This is a genomic window from Azospirillum sp. Marseille-Q6669 (assembly GCF_965111635.1).
The window spans coordinates 97,501-112,411 of sequence record NZ_CBCOOP010000006.1 but is presented as its reverse complement, the minus strand read 5'-3'; the positions used below and the strand labels follow the sequence as shown (position 1 = coordinate 112,411).

The 14,911-nt window shown below is 65.1% G+C and carries 14 protein-coding genes (1 of these 14 cut by a window edge); 5 read left to right on the top strand and 9 right to left on the bottom strand.

Annotation, left to right across the window (positions count from 1 at the left end):
* Positions 1-62: 62 nt before the first annotated feature.
* Complete coding sequence (uxaC, locus tag ACWPXE_RS29070; protein ID WP_454020610.1) at positions 63-1,466, bottom strand: glucuronate isomerase; 1,404 nt, start codon at positions 1,464-1,466, stop codon at positions 63-65.
* Between the two features lie 211 nt (positions 1,467-1,677).
* Positions 1,678-2,112 carry a methylglyoxal synthase gene (locus tag ACWPXE_RS29065; RefSeq protein WP_014199988.1) on the bottom strand — a complete coding sequence of 145 codons (435 nt, stop codon included), beginning with the start codon at positions 2,110-2,112 and terminating at the stop codon, positions 1,678-1,680.
* A gap of 261 nt (positions 2,113-2,373) precedes the next feature.
* On the opposite strand from ACWPXE_RS29065, the gene ACWPXE_RS29060 reads away from it, so the two are divergent.
* Positions 2,374-3,165, top strand: coding sequence for a GntR family transcriptional regulator (locus ACWPXE_RS29060; RefSeq protein ID WP_119510253.1), 792 nt, complete (start codon positions 2,374-2,376; stop codon positions 3,163-3,165).
* Between the two features lie 95 nt (positions 3,166-3,260).
* On the top strand, positions 3,261-4,301 hold the full coding sequence (mgrA, locus tag ACWPXE_RS29055; protein ID WP_454020609.1) for an L-glyceraldehyde 3-phosphate reductase: 1,041 nt from the start codon (positions 3,261-3,263) through the stop codon (positions 4,299-4,301).
* Between the two features lie 79 nt (positions 4,302-4,380).
* On the opposite strand, the gene ACWPXE_RS29050 is transcribed toward mgrA, so the two are convergent.
* The 7 genes from ACWPXE_RS29050 to ACWPXE_RS29020 all read right to left on the bottom strand — a co-directional run bounded on the left by ACWPXE_RS29050 (position 4,381) and on the right by ACWPXE_RS29020 (position 10,874).
* On the bottom strand, positions 4,381-5,664 hold the full coding sequence (locus ACWPXE_RS29050; RefSeq protein ID WP_454020608.1) for a TRAP transporter large permease: 1,284 nt from the start codon (positions 5,662-5,664) through the stop codon (positions 4,381-4,383).
* Positions 5,655-6,194, bottom strand: a complete 540-nt coding sequence (locus ACWPXE_RS29045) for a TRAP transporter small permease (protein WP_454020607.1) — start codon at positions 6,192-6,194, stop codon at positions 5,655-5,657. The genes ACWPXE_RS29050 and ACWPXE_RS29045 overlap by 10 nt, the downstream gene beginning before the upstream one ends.
* A 73-nt stretch (positions 6,195-6,267) precedes the next feature.
* On the bottom strand, positions 6,268-7,257 hold the full coding sequence (locus ACWPXE_RS29040) for a TRAP transporter substrate-binding protein (protein WP_454020606.1): 990 nt from the start codon (positions 7,255-7,257) through the stop codon (positions 6,268-6,270).
* Between the two features lie 119 nt (positions 7,258-7,376).
* The gene (locus ACWPXE_RS29035) at positions 7,377-7,712 is read right to left on the bottom strand and encodes a cupin domain-containing protein (RefSeq protein WP_454020605.1); all 336 of its coding nucleotides are present in this window, start codon (positions 7,710-7,712) and stop codon (positions 7,377-7,379) included.
* Positions 7,713-7,760: 48 nt separating this feature from the next.
* Positions 7,761-8,519, bottom strand: a complete 759-nt coding sequence (kduD, locus tag ACWPXE_RS29030; protein WP_454020604.1) for a 2-dehydro-3-deoxy-D-gluconate 5-dehydrogenase KduD — start codon at positions 8,517-8,519, stop codon at positions 7,761-7,763.
* A complete protein-coding gene (locus ACWPXE_RS29025; protein WP_454020603.1) occupies positions 8,516-9,352 on the bottom strand; it encodes a GntR family transcriptional regulator in 837 nt (278 codons plus the stop codon). Before ACWPXE_RS29025 ends, kduD begins: the two co-directional genes overlap by 4 nt.
* A 451-nt stretch (positions 9,353-9,803) precedes the next feature.
* A complete protein-coding gene (locus ACWPXE_RS29020) occupies positions 9,804-10,874 on the bottom strand; it encodes a hypothetical protein (RefSeq protein WP_454020974.1) in 1,071 nt (356 codons plus the stop codon).
* A 624-nt stretch (positions 10,875-11,498) separates the two neighbouring features.
* Here ACWPXE_RS29020 and ACWPXE_RS29015 point away from each other — a divergent pair.
* The 3 genes from ACWPXE_RS29015 to uxuA all read left to right on the top strand — a co-directional run.
* Positions 11,499-12,194, top strand: a complete 696-nt coding sequence (locus ACWPXE_RS29015) for a GntR family transcriptional regulator (RefSeq protein WP_454020602.1) — start codon at positions 11,499-11,501, stop codon at positions 12,192-12,194.
* Between the two features lie 21 nt (positions 12,195-12,215).
* A complete protein-coding gene (locus tag ACWPXE_RS29010) occupies positions 12,216-13,700 on the top strand; it encodes a mannitol dehydrogenase family protein (protein ID WP_454020601.1) in 1,485 nt (494 codons plus the stop codon).
* A 71-nt stretch (positions 13,701-13,771) separates the two neighbouring features.
* A protein-coding gene (gene uxuA / locus ACWPXE_RS29005) for a mannonate dehydratase (RefSeq protein WP_454020600.1) crosses the window boundary here: on the top strand, positions 13,772-14,911 show its 5' portion. It continues 57 nt past the right edge of the window; only the first 1,140 of its 1,197 coding nucleotides appear in the window; it begins with the start codon at positions 13,772-13,774; the stop codon falls past the right edge of the window.

Sequence of the window (14,911 nt, the reverse complement as noted above, 5' to 3'; positions counted from 1 at the left end):
GCAACCCCCTCACCCGGCGCCGTTGGCGCCACCCTCTCCCCGGAGGGGAGAGGGGTTTCACGTCAGAGCTTGTAGGCCTTCTTGGCGAGGGTGTAGGCGAGATCCACCGCCACCTCCGCGGCCTCGTCCTCCTCCAGCCGGTGCTCGGCGACGAGGCGGGCCAGGAAGGCGCAGTCGACGCGGCGGGCCACGTCGTGGCGGGCCGGGATGGAGCAGAAGGCGCGCGTGTCGTCGTTGAAGCCGACCGTGTTGTAGAAGCCGGCCGTCTCCGTGATCATCTCGCGGTAGCGGCGCATGCCCTCGGGGCTGTCGTGGAACCACCAGGCCGGGCCGACGCGCAGCGCCGGGTAATGGCCGGCCAGCGGCGCCAGCTCGCGGGCGTAGCTGGTCTCATCCAGCGTAAACAGGATGATGGTCAGGTCGCGCTCGTTGCCGACGCGGTCGAGCAGCGGCTTCAGCGCCCGCACATACTCGGTGCCGGTCGGGATGTCGGCGCCCTTGTCGCGGCCGAAGCGCTCGAAGACGCCCGGATTGTGGTTGCGGAAGCTGCCGGGGTGGATCTGCATGACCAGCCCGTCGTCCAGGCTCATCTTGGCCATCTCGGTCAGCATCTGGCCGCGGAAGATCTCCGCCTCGGCCGCCGTGATGGTGCCGCGCAGCGCCTTCTCGAACAGCCGCTCGGCGTCGGCGTCGGACAGGTCGGCGGTGGTCGCGGTGGCGTGGCCGTGGTCGGTCGAGGTGGCGCCGCCGACCTCCTTGAAATACTGGCGGCGGTTGCGCAGGGCGGCGAGGTAGCCGGCCCAGGTCCCGGTGTTCTCACCGGACAGCGTGCCCAACGTCTCGACGTTGGCCTGGAAGCCCTCGAACTCCGGATCAACGACCGGGTCCGGGCGGAAGGCGGTGATGACGCGGCCCTTCCAGCCACTCTCGCGGATGGCGCGATGATGCTCCAGCGTGTCGAGCGGGGACTCGGTGGTCGCCAGCAGCTCGATGTTGAAGCGCTCGAACAGGGCGCGCGGCAGGAATTCCGGCTTCTGCAGGCAGGCGTCGATCTGGTCGAAGATGCGGTCGGCGCTGGCCCCGCTCAGCCGCTCCGTCACGCCGAACACCGTCTCGAAGGCGTGGTCGAGCCACATGCGCGTCGGGGTGCCGCGGAACAGGTGCCAGTTCTGCGCCAGCTGGCGCCAGATCTTGCGGGGATCGCTCTCCACCGCCCCGCCGTCCTTGCGCGGCACGCCCAGGCTCTCCAACGTCACGCCCTGGCTGTAGAGCATGCGGAAGGCGTAATGGTCGGGCACCACGAACAGCGACGCCGGGTTCGGGAACGCCTCGTTCTTGGCGAACCAGGACGGGTCCGTGTGGCCGTGCGGGCTGATGATCGGCAGGTGGCCCACCTCCGCGTACAGCCGGCGCGCGATGTCGCGCTGCGTGGGATCGCTGGGGAAGAGGCGGTCGGGGTGGAGCATCGTTCATCTCCGGAATGAGGGATGCCGGACGGGGGTCCGGTGCCCATTTGAATGGGTGGTTCGGGTGTGGCGCGTGGCGCTGCGCCGGTCGTGCCCCGCATGTCGGAATATATTAATATATCAGTTCCGGATGCAAGGACTTTGTGCGTCCCGCCCACAATTCTGTCGGCAAGACGCGCAATTCAAGAGGGGCCGGTTCAATTAAGGCCGGTCAGAGGCGGCGCGAATCGTGGGCGGCGAAGTCCACGGCCCGCGGGCGGTACCCGCTGGTGAAGAGGGGGGAGGAGATCACCATGTCGGCGGTCGCCTCGTTGCAGGCCATCGGGATGTTGTAGAGCGTGGCGAGGCGGGTCAGCGCCTTCACGTCCACATCGTGGGGCTGGGCGGTCATCGGGTCGACGAAGAAGACGAGAAGGTCGATCCGGCCCTCCGCGATCATCGCGCCGATCTGCTGGTCGCCGCCCAGCGGACCGCTTTTCAGCGAGGTGATGTCCAGCTGGGGATGGGCCTCCCGGACCAGCCGGCCGGTGGTGCCGGTGGACCAGAAGACGTTCCCCTCCAGCGCGTGGATGTTGGCGCCGAGCCAGCCGATCAGGTCGGGCTTGCGGGCGTCGTGGGCGACCAGGGCGATGCGTTTGCGGTCCACGGTGACGGTCCTTGCGGCTGTGCGCTCCGCGGTGGAGCTTCATTCAATATACTAGTATACTGACGAGTGGCGCAACGCGCTTCCCGGTGGGACAAACTGGCGCGGAACCGGGGCGCCGCGCGGGGTGAAGGCGTTTGACCCACCCCGCCGGGTATTAGTATATTGCGATGAAGGGCGGACCGTCCGCGGCGTGAACCAGCGGGTTCGATGCCGGTGTCCCGGAGATCCGGCGCCCTTGAATCTTCCTGGCAGGAGCGGGTGTTGAAAAAGGCGGCGCAGACATCGACGGCGGATTCCGAACAGGCTGAGGGCGTCAAGACGCGGACCCGGCGCCGCACGGCGGCGGCGGTCGCCCGCCCGGCCCAGCGCGGCACCACCGTGGCCGCGACGATCTACCGCGACCTGCGCAACGAGATCGTCTCGCTCCGCCGCAAGCCGGGCGAGCCGGTCGCCGAGAAGGTGATCGCCCAGGATTACGGCGTCAGCCGCACCCCGGTGCGCGAGGCCGTTCTGCGTCTGGCGGACGAGGGGCTGATCGAGATCTTTCCGCAATCGGGCACCTTCGTCTCCCGCATCCCGCTGGGCGCCCTGCCCGAAGCCATCGCCATCCGCAAGGCGCTGGAGGAGGCGACCGTCCGCTACGCCGCCAAACGCGCCACCCGCAGCCAGATCGCCAAGCTGCGCGCCAACCTGGAACTCCAGCGCGAGATGGAGGCCGCCCAGAATTTCGAAGGCTTCCACCAGGCCGACGAGACCTTCCACGCGCTGCTGGCGGAGACCGCCGGCTATCCGGGATTCTGGAACCTGACGCAGCAGGTGAAGGTGCAGGTGGACCGTTACCGGCTGCTGACCCTGCCGGTGCTCGGCCGCGTCCCGGACGTGATCGCCGAGCATTCGGTCATCATCGAGGCCATCGCCAACAACGACCCGGAGGCGGCGGCGAAGGCCATCGACCTGCATCTGGACTATCTCCAAGTCACCATCGCCGACGCGCAGAAGGCCAACCCGCTCTACTTCACCGCCCCCTCGGAGGACGAGGCCGAGCCGGTCTGAAGGCTGCTCTGCGCTCTTGGCTTTGGACCGTGGCTGATTTCTAATATATCAGTCACGTTCCTCCCAACACCGCGCAAGACAGCCAGGAGACCGCGATGCAATCGCTCTACCGCGCCGATCCGGCCCGCTACACCGCCATGACCTACCGCCGCAGCGGGCGGAGCGGGCTCGACCTGCCGGCCATTTCGCTGGGGCTGTGGCAGAATTTCGGCGGCACCGACGTGTTCGAGACCGGGCGCGCCGTGCTGCGCCGGGCCTTCGACCGCGGCATCACCCATTTCGACCTCGCCAACAATTACGGCCCGCCGCCGGGCTCGGCGGAGGAGAATTTCGGGCGCGTCCTGGCGACCGACTTCAAGGCACACCGCGACGAGCTGATCGTCTCCACCAAGGCCGGCTACGACATGTGGCCCGGCCCCTATGGAAGCTGGGGCTCGCGCAAGTACCTGACGGCCAGCCTGGATCAGAGCCTCAAGCGGATGGGGCTCGACTATGTGGACATCTTCTACTCGCACCGCGTCGACCCGCGCACCCCGCTGGAGGAGACGATGGGCGCGCTCGACCACGCCGTGCGGCAGGGCAAGGCGCTCTATGTCGGCATCTCCTCCTACTCGCCGGAGATGACGCGGCGGGCGGCGGCGATCCTCAAGGACCTCGGCACCCCCTGCCTGATCCACCAGCCGTCCTACTCGATGCTGAACCGTTGGATCGAGGGCGGTCTGCTCGACGCGCTGGAGGAGACCGGGATCGGCTGCATCGCCTTCTCGCCGCTGGCCCAGGGCATGCTGACCACCAAGTATCTGAACGGCCAGCCCACCGACGCCCGCGCTGCCAAGGGCGGCACGCTGAAGGCGCACTTCCTGTCGCCGGAGAATCTGGAGCGCGTGCGCGCCCTGGACGCCATCGCCACGCGGCGCGGCCAGACGCTGGCCCAGATGGCCATCGCCTGGGTGCTGCGCGACCCGCGGGTGACCTCCGCCCTGGTCGGCGCCCGCAACGTCGAGCAGCTCGACAACTCGCTCGACGCGCTGAAGAACACCGCCTTCACGCCGGAGGAACTCGCCGAGATCGACCGCCACGCCGTCGATGGCGGGCTGAACCTTTGGCAGAACTCGTCGAACGCCGAAGCCGGCTGATCCGCCGAAAGCCGACATGAAAAGGGCCGCGCCGGGTATGCCGGCGCGGCCCTTTTTTCATGACCCTGCGGAGATCGCCTCAGCGCATGAGGAGGTGAGGGAGCCAGAGTGAGAAGGTGGGAACGTAGGTGACGAGGAGGAGGGTGACGAAGAGGGCGCCGTAGAAGGGTGTGATGGAGCGCATGACCTGCCCGACGGAGACCTCGCCGATGGCGCAGCCGATGAACTGGGTGGTGCCGACCGGCGGGGTGTTGAGGCCGAGCGCGCAGTTGATCAGCATGACGATGCCGAACTGCACCGGGTCCATGCCGTACTGCATGGCGATGGGCAGGAAGATCGGCGTGCAGATCAGGATCGTGCTGGCCATGTCCATGAAGGTGCCGAGCAGGAACAGGATGATGTTGATCAGCAGGAAGATGACCAGCGGGTTGGTCGAGATGCCGGCCATCAGCTCGCCGGTGATCTCGGCCACCTGATAGAGGCCCATGATGTACTGGAACATCGTGGAGACGCCGATCAGCAGCAGGACCACGCCGGTCGTCTTGACCGTCTTGGCGGCGGCCGCCAGGAAGTGGTCCCAGGTCAGCGTGCGGTAGACGAAGGTGGTGAGCAGCAGGGCGTAGATCACCGCGATGGAGGCGGACTCGGTGGCGGTGAAGACGCCGGACGTGATGCCGGCCAGGATGATCACGACGATGAGCAGGCCGGGGGCCGCGGCGGCGAAGGAGCGGCCCAGGATGGCCCAGCCAGGGAAGGTGCCGGCAGGGTAGCCGCGCTTGACCGCGACGTAGTAGGCCGCACCCAGGTTGCAGACCATCAGCAGCAGGGCGGGGACGATGCCGGCGGCGATCAGCGCGCCGATGGAGGCTTTGCCGCCGGCGGCCAGGGCGTAGATGATCATGTTGTGGCTGGTCGGCATCAGCGCGCCGACCAGGGCGGCGTGGGTGGTGACGTTGACGGCGTAGTCGGCGTGGTAGCCCTCGCGCTTCATCATCGGGATCATCACCGCACCCATGGCCGAGACGTCGGCGACGGGGGAGCCGGCGACGCCGCCGAACAGCGTGCAGGCGACGACGTTGGACATGCCGAGGCCGCCGCGGATGTGGCCGACCATGTTCTTGGCGGTGGCGACGATCTTGTCGGCGACGCCGCCGTGGAGCATCAGCTCGCCGGAGAAGACGAAGAAGGGGATGGCGAGGAAGGAGAAGACGTTCATGCCGGACATCATCTGCTGGAAGATGACGGCGACGGGGAGGCCCTCGTAGAGGATGGTGCAGAGCGCCGACAGGCCGATGGCGAAGGCGACCGGGATGCCCAGGACGAGGAAGCCGAAGAAGGTGACGGCGAGAATGGTCAGTTCCATGATGGTGCGACCTCCTCGCCGCGGATGATGGCGACGACGTGTTCGATGGCGAAGAGCACGATCAGGACGCCGGAGAGGACGAGCGGGATGTAGCGGACGGCTTCGGAGACGTGCAGGTTGGGGATGTAGTAGGCGGCGACGGAGGTGCCGAGGACCCAGCCGTTGTAGGCCATGCAGGCGCCGAAGACGCCGACGAGGGCGTAGATGACGATCTCGACCTTGCGGCGGATGACGTCGGGCAGCATGACGAGGAAGGATTCCAGGCCGATGTGGCCGGCGTCGCGGACGCCGACGGCGGCGCCGATGAGGGTGACGTAGAGGACCAGCACGATGGCCAGGCTCTCCGCCCAGGTCGGCGAGTCGTTCAGCACGTAGCGGCCGAAGACCTGATAGAACACCACACAGACGATGGCCATCAGGCCGACCATCGCCACGCACATCCCCGACCGCGCCAGACGCGCGTTCACCCGCGTGAGCAGGCCCGCGCTGCGCGGAGGGCTATGGTCCATTGCTTGCAGCTCGATTTCCATGCCGCCTGCTCCCCTCAAAGGACGCGGCGCCGCCCTTCGGTGTGCCGAAGGGAAGCGCCGCGTTCGACTGTGCTTACTTCGTGTCCTGGATGCGCTTGACGAGGCCGTCCAGCTTCGGCGTGCTCGCGAACTGCTTGTAGACGGGAGCCATCGCGTCGATGAACTCCTGCTTGTTCGTGACCTCGACGATCTGGGCGCCGGCCTTCACGACCACGTCCTTGGACTTCATCTCACGCTCGTCCCACAGCTTGCGCATGTAGGGGACGGAGTCCTTGGCGGCCTTGCGGATGGCGGCTTGGTCGTCCTTGGACAGGCGGTCCCACGAGACCTTGGAGAAGACCAGCACTTCCGGCGCCATCGCGTGCTCGGTCAAGGTGAAGTACTTGGCGGCCTCGAAGTGGCGCGAGGACTCGTAGGACGGGTAGTTGTTCTCCGCCGCGTCGACGATGCCGGTCTTCAGCGCGGTGTAGACCTCGCCGAAGGGCATCGGCGTGGCGTTGGCGCCCAGCGCCTGGATCATGGCGACGAACAGGTCGGACTGCTGGACGCGAATCTTGGCGCCCTTCATGTCGGCCAGCGTCTTGTAGGGCTTGGCGGCCGAATACATGCTGCGCGAGCCGCTGTCGTAGAAGGCCAGGCCGATCATGCCCTGGCTCTCCATGGCGGCGAGGATCTCATCGCCGATCGGGCCGTCCAGAACGGCGCGCATGTGCTCGGTGGAGCGGAAGATGAAGGGCAGGGCGGTGACCATCGTCTCCGGGACGACGTTGTTCAGCGGCGCCACGTTGATGCGCATCATGTCGAGCCCGCCGATCTTCAGCTGCTCGATGGTGTCCTTCTCGGTGCCGAGCGCGCCGTTCGGGTAGACCTTCACGCCGAGCTTGCCGCCGGTCCGCTCCTTCAGGAGCTTGTCGACGTACTTCACGGCCTCGACGGTCGGGTAGTCGGCCGGGTGGATGTCCGCGGAGCGGAAATCGCGAGCCATGACCGGGGTGGCGAGCAGGGTGCAGGCCGCGCAGGCGGCGAGAAGGGCGGCGCGGATACCGCGGGTCGAAAGATGCATAGCGTGTCCTCCTGGCGATTCTTAGACAGCGGTTTTTAGGCTGGTTCTTTGGTTTGGACGGTTGGGTCCGGGAGCCGCCCGGCGCGTGTTCCCGCGCGCCGGGCAGCGGGTGATGTCTTTCAGGCGAGGAAGTCCTCGCGCGGGGGCGTGAAGATGTCGAGCAGGACGCCCGGCTCCAGCGCCACGACGCCGTGCAGGGCGTTGGACGGCACCATGTAGCCGTCGCCGGTGCCCAGCCGCCGGGTGACGCCCTCGATGGTGACGTCGAAAGCACCCTTCTCGACCACGGCGCACTGGACGTGCGGGTGGCGGTGCTGCGGCCCGATGGCGCCGGTATCGAACTCCACGCGCACCATCATCATGGCGTCGTTGTGGCCCAGGATCTTGCGGCGCACCCCGGCGCCGAGATCCTGCCAGTCCACCGCCTCGTCGATCACGAAAACGTCCGTGCTCATTCTCATCTTCCCCTTACTTTCGCAGGTGGCCCCTGATCGCTGATCCGGTCAGCGGGCGAGCCAGCCGCCGTCCACCGGCAGGATCGTGCCGTGGACGTAATCGGACGCATCGGAGGCCAGGAACACCGCGGGTCCGCCCATGTCGGCGGGCTCGCTCCAGCGTCCGGCGGGGATGCGGGCCAGAATTTCGGCGTTGCGGCGCTCGTCGGCGCGCAGCGCGGTGGTGACGCTGGTCGCGACGTAGCCCGGCGCGATGGCGTTCACGTTGATGCCCTTGCCCGCCCATTCGTTGGCGAGCAGCCGGGTGATCCCGGCGATGCCGCTCTTCGACGCCGCGTAGGAGGGCACGCGGACGCCGCCCTGGAAGGACAGCATGGAGGCGATGTTGATGATCTTGCCCTTCCGCCCGTTGCCCAGCGCGTAGCGCCCGAAAGCCTGGCAGAGGAAGAAGACCGACTTCAGGTTCACGTCCAGAACGGCGTCCCAGTCGGCCTCGGTGAAGTCCAGCGGGTCGTCGCGGCGGATCAGCCCGGCGTTGTTGACCAGGATGTCCAGCCCGCCGAGCGTGCCGACCGTCTCCTCCATCAGTGCGGGGATCGGGGCAATGCTCGACAGGTCGGCGGGGATCGCGGCGAAACGGCGGCCCAGCCCCTCGACCAGCGCACGCGTCTCGTCCGGCGCGGTGCGCCCGGCCACGGCGATGTCGGCGCCGGCCCGCGCCAGGGCGACCGCGATGGCCTGCCCGATGCCGCCGTTGCCCCCGGTGACCAGGGCGGTCTTTCCGGTGAGGTCGAAGGGGTTGGTCATGACGGGGTGCTTTCTGTCTTCGTCTTGGACGGGGTCTTCGACGAGTCGTCCGGCTGCACGCCGGAGAAGAAGAAGGGGTTGGCCCCCTGGGTGTTCGGAACGGATTCCAGCAGGGCGCCGAGATGGATCGTCATCAGCCGTTCCGCCTCGGCCGGGTCGCGCGCCGCGATGGCGTCGACGATGCCGCCGTGCTCGGCCAGCACATGCGGGATGCGGCCGGGCTCCGGCAGGGTCAGGCGGCGGTAGCGGTCCACCTGCATCTTCACCTGCTGAGCCATGTTCCACAGGCCGGGGAAGCCGGCGATCTCGGAAATCAGGCTGTGGAACGCCTCGTCGGCCTCGTGGAAGCCGTCGAGATCGCCCGCCGCCATCGTCTCCTGCTGGAGCAGGATGTTGGCCCGCAGCGCTGCGATCTGACTGCGCGCGGCACGGACGGCGGCGTAGCGGACCGCGGTGCATTCCAGCGAGGTGCGGATCACCACCGCTTCGGGCAGGGCGTTGACCGGGATGCGGGCGACGAAGGTGCCGGACTGCGGGAAGATCTCGACCAGCCCGTCGTCGGCCAGCCGCAGCAGGGCCTCACGCACCGGGGTGCGGCTGACGCCGAAGGACTCCGCGACGTGCTTCTCCACAATGGGCTCCCCCGGCTTGCGCCGCATGGCGACGATGTCCCCGCGCAACGACCGGTAGATCTCCGCGGTGGCCGTGGCGCGGGCGGACAGGCGCGGTTCCTTCGCGGTTCCCAAGACGGTTTTGGGCGCCTTGCCGGGCCCAGTCTCCGCAGCGGTTCCGGGCGGTTGAGCGTCCAGGGCGCGCCTGGAGGTCGAAGCCATTGCAGTCCTCCCCATGCGCCGGCCCGTGCCCCATCTGGGGCCGGTCCGTGCTGTTCCTTGAGGGAGAGCATATTAATATATCAGCGTGCTGCGCAAGCCGATTTTGAGGAAGGGGCGAACATTTTTTTGGGGTGGTGGGGCTTTGCCAGCGCAGGGGGAGGTTGTGATCGTTAAGCACGGCGAGAAATTTGTAGTATTTTGAATGAAAGAGTAGCGGGCAATGGTGTAGCCATTGGAAAACAAATTTGGCCCGGGCGCTGTTTAATTCTGATTGGGTTTCCTATAAAATCTTTAGTTAAGGCAGAATAAATGTATAGTTTGCAACATATAAATTCTTTGAAACTCTATGGAAGATTTCGAATATTTAAATAAGACATTTTTCTGCCTGTCGTGGAATACGTTATTTGAGCAATGTTCGGTCTGGTTGAGGTGTCAGCTGGCGATGAGAGTATCAAAGATATGCTTCAATCTCTGCTTTGCGCTTAAGATTCAGGGAGATTGGTCCAAACGCGCCTTCCATATTAATCAAGTCAAGATTTCGTAAGGTCTGTATAGATGAATCAAAAGTTATTACCCCTCGAACAAAATGGTTTCGAAGGGTATTTGCGGATATGGAACGCCTTCCCCAGTATCTCTTTCTTTTGAGTAGGGCTAATATCTGGCGAGAACCTACGTCAATATCCATTCGCGATTTAAGTCCGGCAATAGACTGGTCTAAATCCTCAAGAATATTATCAAATTTTTCTATTCCGAAATAATGGCTATGAGTTTTTCTAACGGTAGCAATGTCTGATGATCCAATCATTACTACTTCATAGTTTTGATTTGCTGGAAATTGGCGCTCGTAGCTAATATACTTGCGATTCGCCTCTCTCGCGTCGCGCCCAACAGCTTCCCAAGTAACGAAAACACCGCTTTTCCAATCGAAGACGATGATCCAATTATTGATTGCGTCTTCGCTCCCTTGGACGGTTTGAAGGGTGCGGACAACGTCTTCGTTCACATAACTGTCGAAAACTCGGTTGCGGTCAGAGGCGTAGATAATTTGCTGAGCCACCTCTCTTTGGCGATCGAGTTCAATCTTCTCCCTGGCTCCTGGATCGCGTCCACTTTCAATTTCATAAAAAACGTCTGACAGATTTTTGAAATAGCTGATAACCTCAGGATTGCCTTCTTGTTCTTTTAAATGGTATCCATAAATAACCGAGCTTCGTTCAATGGATTCTGCCCAATAGTGTTGGATTCGGCTTCTCAGTTGTAATTCAAGGGTGCAGCCATCACGCTCAAGAATTAGATGCGTTCCCCTGTATCCAGTTTGATCGCGCCCGCGTACGCGGTAGTCTGCAATGCGCTTCAAAGAGAATGCAGCCCCTTTATTGATCTGTCCTGTTATAAAATCAATCAGACGGTTTACTTCAGTGTTCCGATCTACTATAATTCGGCTTCCACCAATATCCTGAAGCTGCGTTAGGCGCACGCTTAGACGACGAAGCTTTCGGAGAATTTGAGGCTTTCTTTTCAGCCTTTGGGCAATATAGTATTTCCCTCCATAATCTTGAAGCTACGTCTGGAGTTCTAACGTTGTGTTAGAGAGGGGGTTCAGATGTGCAGCGCGATACTGGTCAAAGGCGTCTTCTAGCTCGATCATTTCCTCGGTTAATTCAGTATCATTTGCAAGAAGGCGGCCCGCTCTATCAATTCTTGATTTGGAGATCGGGATCAACTTCTTCTCTCCTTCAATTCTTCATGCGCAATCACAATGACAAGCGGTGCACGTTTAACATAGAATAAAGAGTAATGGAAGTTTTTATCCTTATGCTGAATTCATTGCAAATGATTTGCATGCATATATATAAGCTAACCGAAACATTTTTGGCGTCGATCGTCCAAGTAAATTGGTTAAAATATAGTAAATTATTTGCTTCGCGTTCGTGATTTCTATTATTATCTATGTGATGACATGCTTGTTCATTTGTTTTGGGGCGCTATTGTCGGGTGGGCGCTTGGTGTATTTGTGTGAGGTGGTTTTAGCGTTGCGTCGCTCTTCCATTACAGTGCCAAGCACACCATGGCGCCCCTCCGCCACCCCCTTGCCAGCCTCCGTCCGCAATGGCATACTAGTATGCAAGTTGCCGCGATGGACGCCATGACCGACTCGCCGACCTCATCCGCCCCCACCGACATCCGCGGCCCCCGCCTGCACGGGGTCTACGACGCCCTGCGCGCCGCCGTGCTGTCGGGGGAGATCCGCCCCGGCGAGGGGATTTCAGAAACCCGCGTGGCCGCCCGCTACGGCGTCAGCCGCACCCCGGTGCGCGAGGCCTTCCGTCGGCTGGCCGACGAGGGGTTCCTGCGCATCGTGCCGCAGGTCGGCACCTTCGTGGCGCCGATCCAACTCGGCGCGGTGTCCGACAGCCAGTTCATCCGCGAAACCCTGGAATGCCGGACCGTGCGTCTGGCCGCCGAGCGGGCGGAGGCGGCGGACGTCGCCTCGCTCACCCGGCTTCTCGCCTCGCACCGCGCGGTGATGGCGCCCGACCGCCATTCCGAGTTCTTCGCCCTGGACGAGGCCACCCACGCCGAGCTGGCCCGCATCGCCGGGCGTCCGGCGGTGTGGGACCTGCTGGTCGCCGTCAAGGCGCAGCTCGACCGCGTGCGTTTCCTGTCGCTGCATAGCGAAGGCTGGGCGGCCAAGATCGTCGGCGAGCACCAGAGCATCGTGGACCGCGTCGCCGCCCGCGACCCCGACGGGGCGGAGGAGGCCATGCGCGCCCATCTGCGCACTGTCTTCGCCGCGGTGGACGAGATCGCCCGAACCAACAGCCACTTCTTCGAGACGTAAAGCCCTTATGCGGAGTGTTCCATGCGCCTGAGCCCCGACACGCTGCCCTCGTTGCGCCATGGCGCGCAGCGTCCCGGCTATGACCGTGCCGCGCTGACCACCGGAATCGTCCATCTGGGCATCGGCGCCTTCCACCGCGCCCATCAGGCCGTCTACACCGACGACGCCCTGGCCCGGTCCTTCGGTCCCTGGGGCATCGCCGGGGTCAGCCTGCGCAGCCCCGACACGCGCGACGCGCTGGAGCCGCAGGGCGGCCTCTACACCGTCGCGGTGCGCGACGCCGCCGGCGAGCGGCTGCGGGTGATCGGCTCGGTCACCCAGCTGCTGGTCGCTCCGGAGGACCCCGCCGCGGTGCTGGACCTCCTGACCCGTCCGTCCGTCCGCATCGTCACCCTGACCGTGACCGAGAAGGGCTATTGCCACGACCCGGCGACCGGCGCGCTGAACGAGGCCCATCCGGACATCGTCCACGACCTCGCCAACCCGGACAGCCCGCGCAGCGTACCCGGCTTCCTGGTGGAGGCGCTGATCCGCCGCCGCGCCGCCGGGGTCGAACCCTTCACGGTGCTGAGCTGCGACAACCTGCCGAGCAACGGCGACACCGCCGCGGGCCTGCTGCGCCGCTACGCCGAGCTGCGCGACCCCGCGCTGGGGACGTGGTTCGCCGGGAACGTCGCCTGCCCGAACAGCATGGTGGACCGCATCGTGCCGGCCACCACCGACGCCGACCGCGACCGCGTGTCGGACGGGCTGGGCCTGCGCGACTCCTGGCCGGTGGTGACCGAGCCGTTCAGCCAGTGGGTGATCGAGGACCGCTTCCCCACCGGGCGCCCGGCCTGGGAGCTGGAAGGGGCGGAGCTGGTCCCCGACGTCCATCCCTATGAGACGATGAAGCTGCGCCTGCTGAACGGCAGCCACTCCACGCTCGCCTATCTCGGCTATCTCGCCGGCTACGAGACGGTGTCGGATACCATGGCCGATCCGGCCTTCGCCCGGCTGATCCGCGGCCTGATGGACGAGGAATCCGGTCCGACGCTGCACATGCCGCCGGGCGCCGACCTCGACCATTACAAGGATGCGCTGATCGAGCGCTTCCGCAATCCCGCCCTGCGCCACCGCACTTGGCAGATCGCCATGGACGGCACGCAGAAGCTGCCGCAGCGGCTGCTTGGCACCATCCGCGACCGGCTGGCCGCCGGAGCGCCCATCGACCGGCTGGCGCTGGGGGTGGCGGCCTGGATGCGCTACGTCTCCGGCACCGACGAGGCCGGCCGCCCCATCGACGTGCGCGACCCCATGGCCGCCAAGCTCGCCGAGCTGGCGGCGGAGGCGGGGCCGGACGCCGACCGTCTGGCGACCGCCCTGTTCGGGCTGAGCGCCGTCTTCGGCGACGACCTGCCGCGCGACCCGCGCTTCACCGCCGCCGTGACCGACGCGCTGCGCCGGCTCTACGCCGAGGGCGCCCACGCCGTCGTGCAATCGGTCGCGGAGGCGGCGGCGGGCTGAGGCGCCCCATCCCACAAATCCCATCGAGACATGCCGGACTCGGCACAGCACTCTTTTTCAAGGAGCAGACCATGGAACAGACTTGGCGTTGGTTCGGCCCGGACGATGTGATCCGGCTCAACCACATCCGTCAGACCGGCGCCACCGGCATCGTCACCGCGCTGCACCAGATCCCCTACGGCGTGGTCTGGTCGGTCGAGGAGATCGAGGAGCGCAAGGCAATGATCGCCGCCGACCCCTCGCTCGGCCTGCGCTGGAGCGTGGTGGAAAGCCTGCCGGTCCATGAGTCCATCAAGATCGGCGAGGGCGACCTGACCCCGCTGTTCGACAACTACCGCCAGTCGCTGCGCAACCTCGCGGCCTGCGGGGTGACGACGGTCTGCTACAACTTCATGCCGATCCTCGACTGGACCCGCACCGACCTCGCCGCGCCAGTGCCGGGCGGCGGCACCTCGCTGCGCTTCAACGCCCATGAGCACGCCGCCTTCGACGTCTTCATGCTGGAGCGTCCGGGCGCCGAGGACGATCATGCGCCGGAGGTCCTGGCCCGCGCCCGCGCCTGGTTCGACAAGGCGTCGGAGGACGACAAGAAGAAGCTTCTCGCCAACATCATGGCCGGCCTACCGGGCGCCTTCGACCGCTACGACATCCCGGGCCTGCGCAAGATGCTCGACCGCTACAAGGACATGAGCCACGGCGCGCTGCGCGAGACGCTGGCCCGCTTCCTGCGCGAGGTGATCCCGACCGCGGAAGAGGTGGGCATCCGCATGTGCATCCACCCCGACGACCCGCCGCGTCCGCTGATGGGCCTGCCGCGCATCGTCAGCAACGAGGACGACCTGGACTTCATCGTCAACGTCATCGATTCCGAGGCCAACGGCATCACCTTCTGCACCGGCTCGCTCGGCGCCGGGGCGAAGAACGACGTGCCGGCGATGATCAAGCGTTTCGCCCCGAAGGTCACCTTCGCTCATCTGCGCAACGTGAAGAAGGACCCCGACGGCTCCTTCCAGGAAGCCGAGCATCTGGGCGGCGACGTCGACATGGTGTCGGTCGTTACCACGCTCCTGGAGGAGCAGAAGCGCCGCAAGGACGCCGGCAACCCGAACTGGCGCATACCCTTCCGTCCCGACCACGGGCACGAGCTGTTGGACGACGTGGGCAAGAAGACCCACCCCGGCTACCCGGCGATCGGCCGCCTGCGCGGTCTG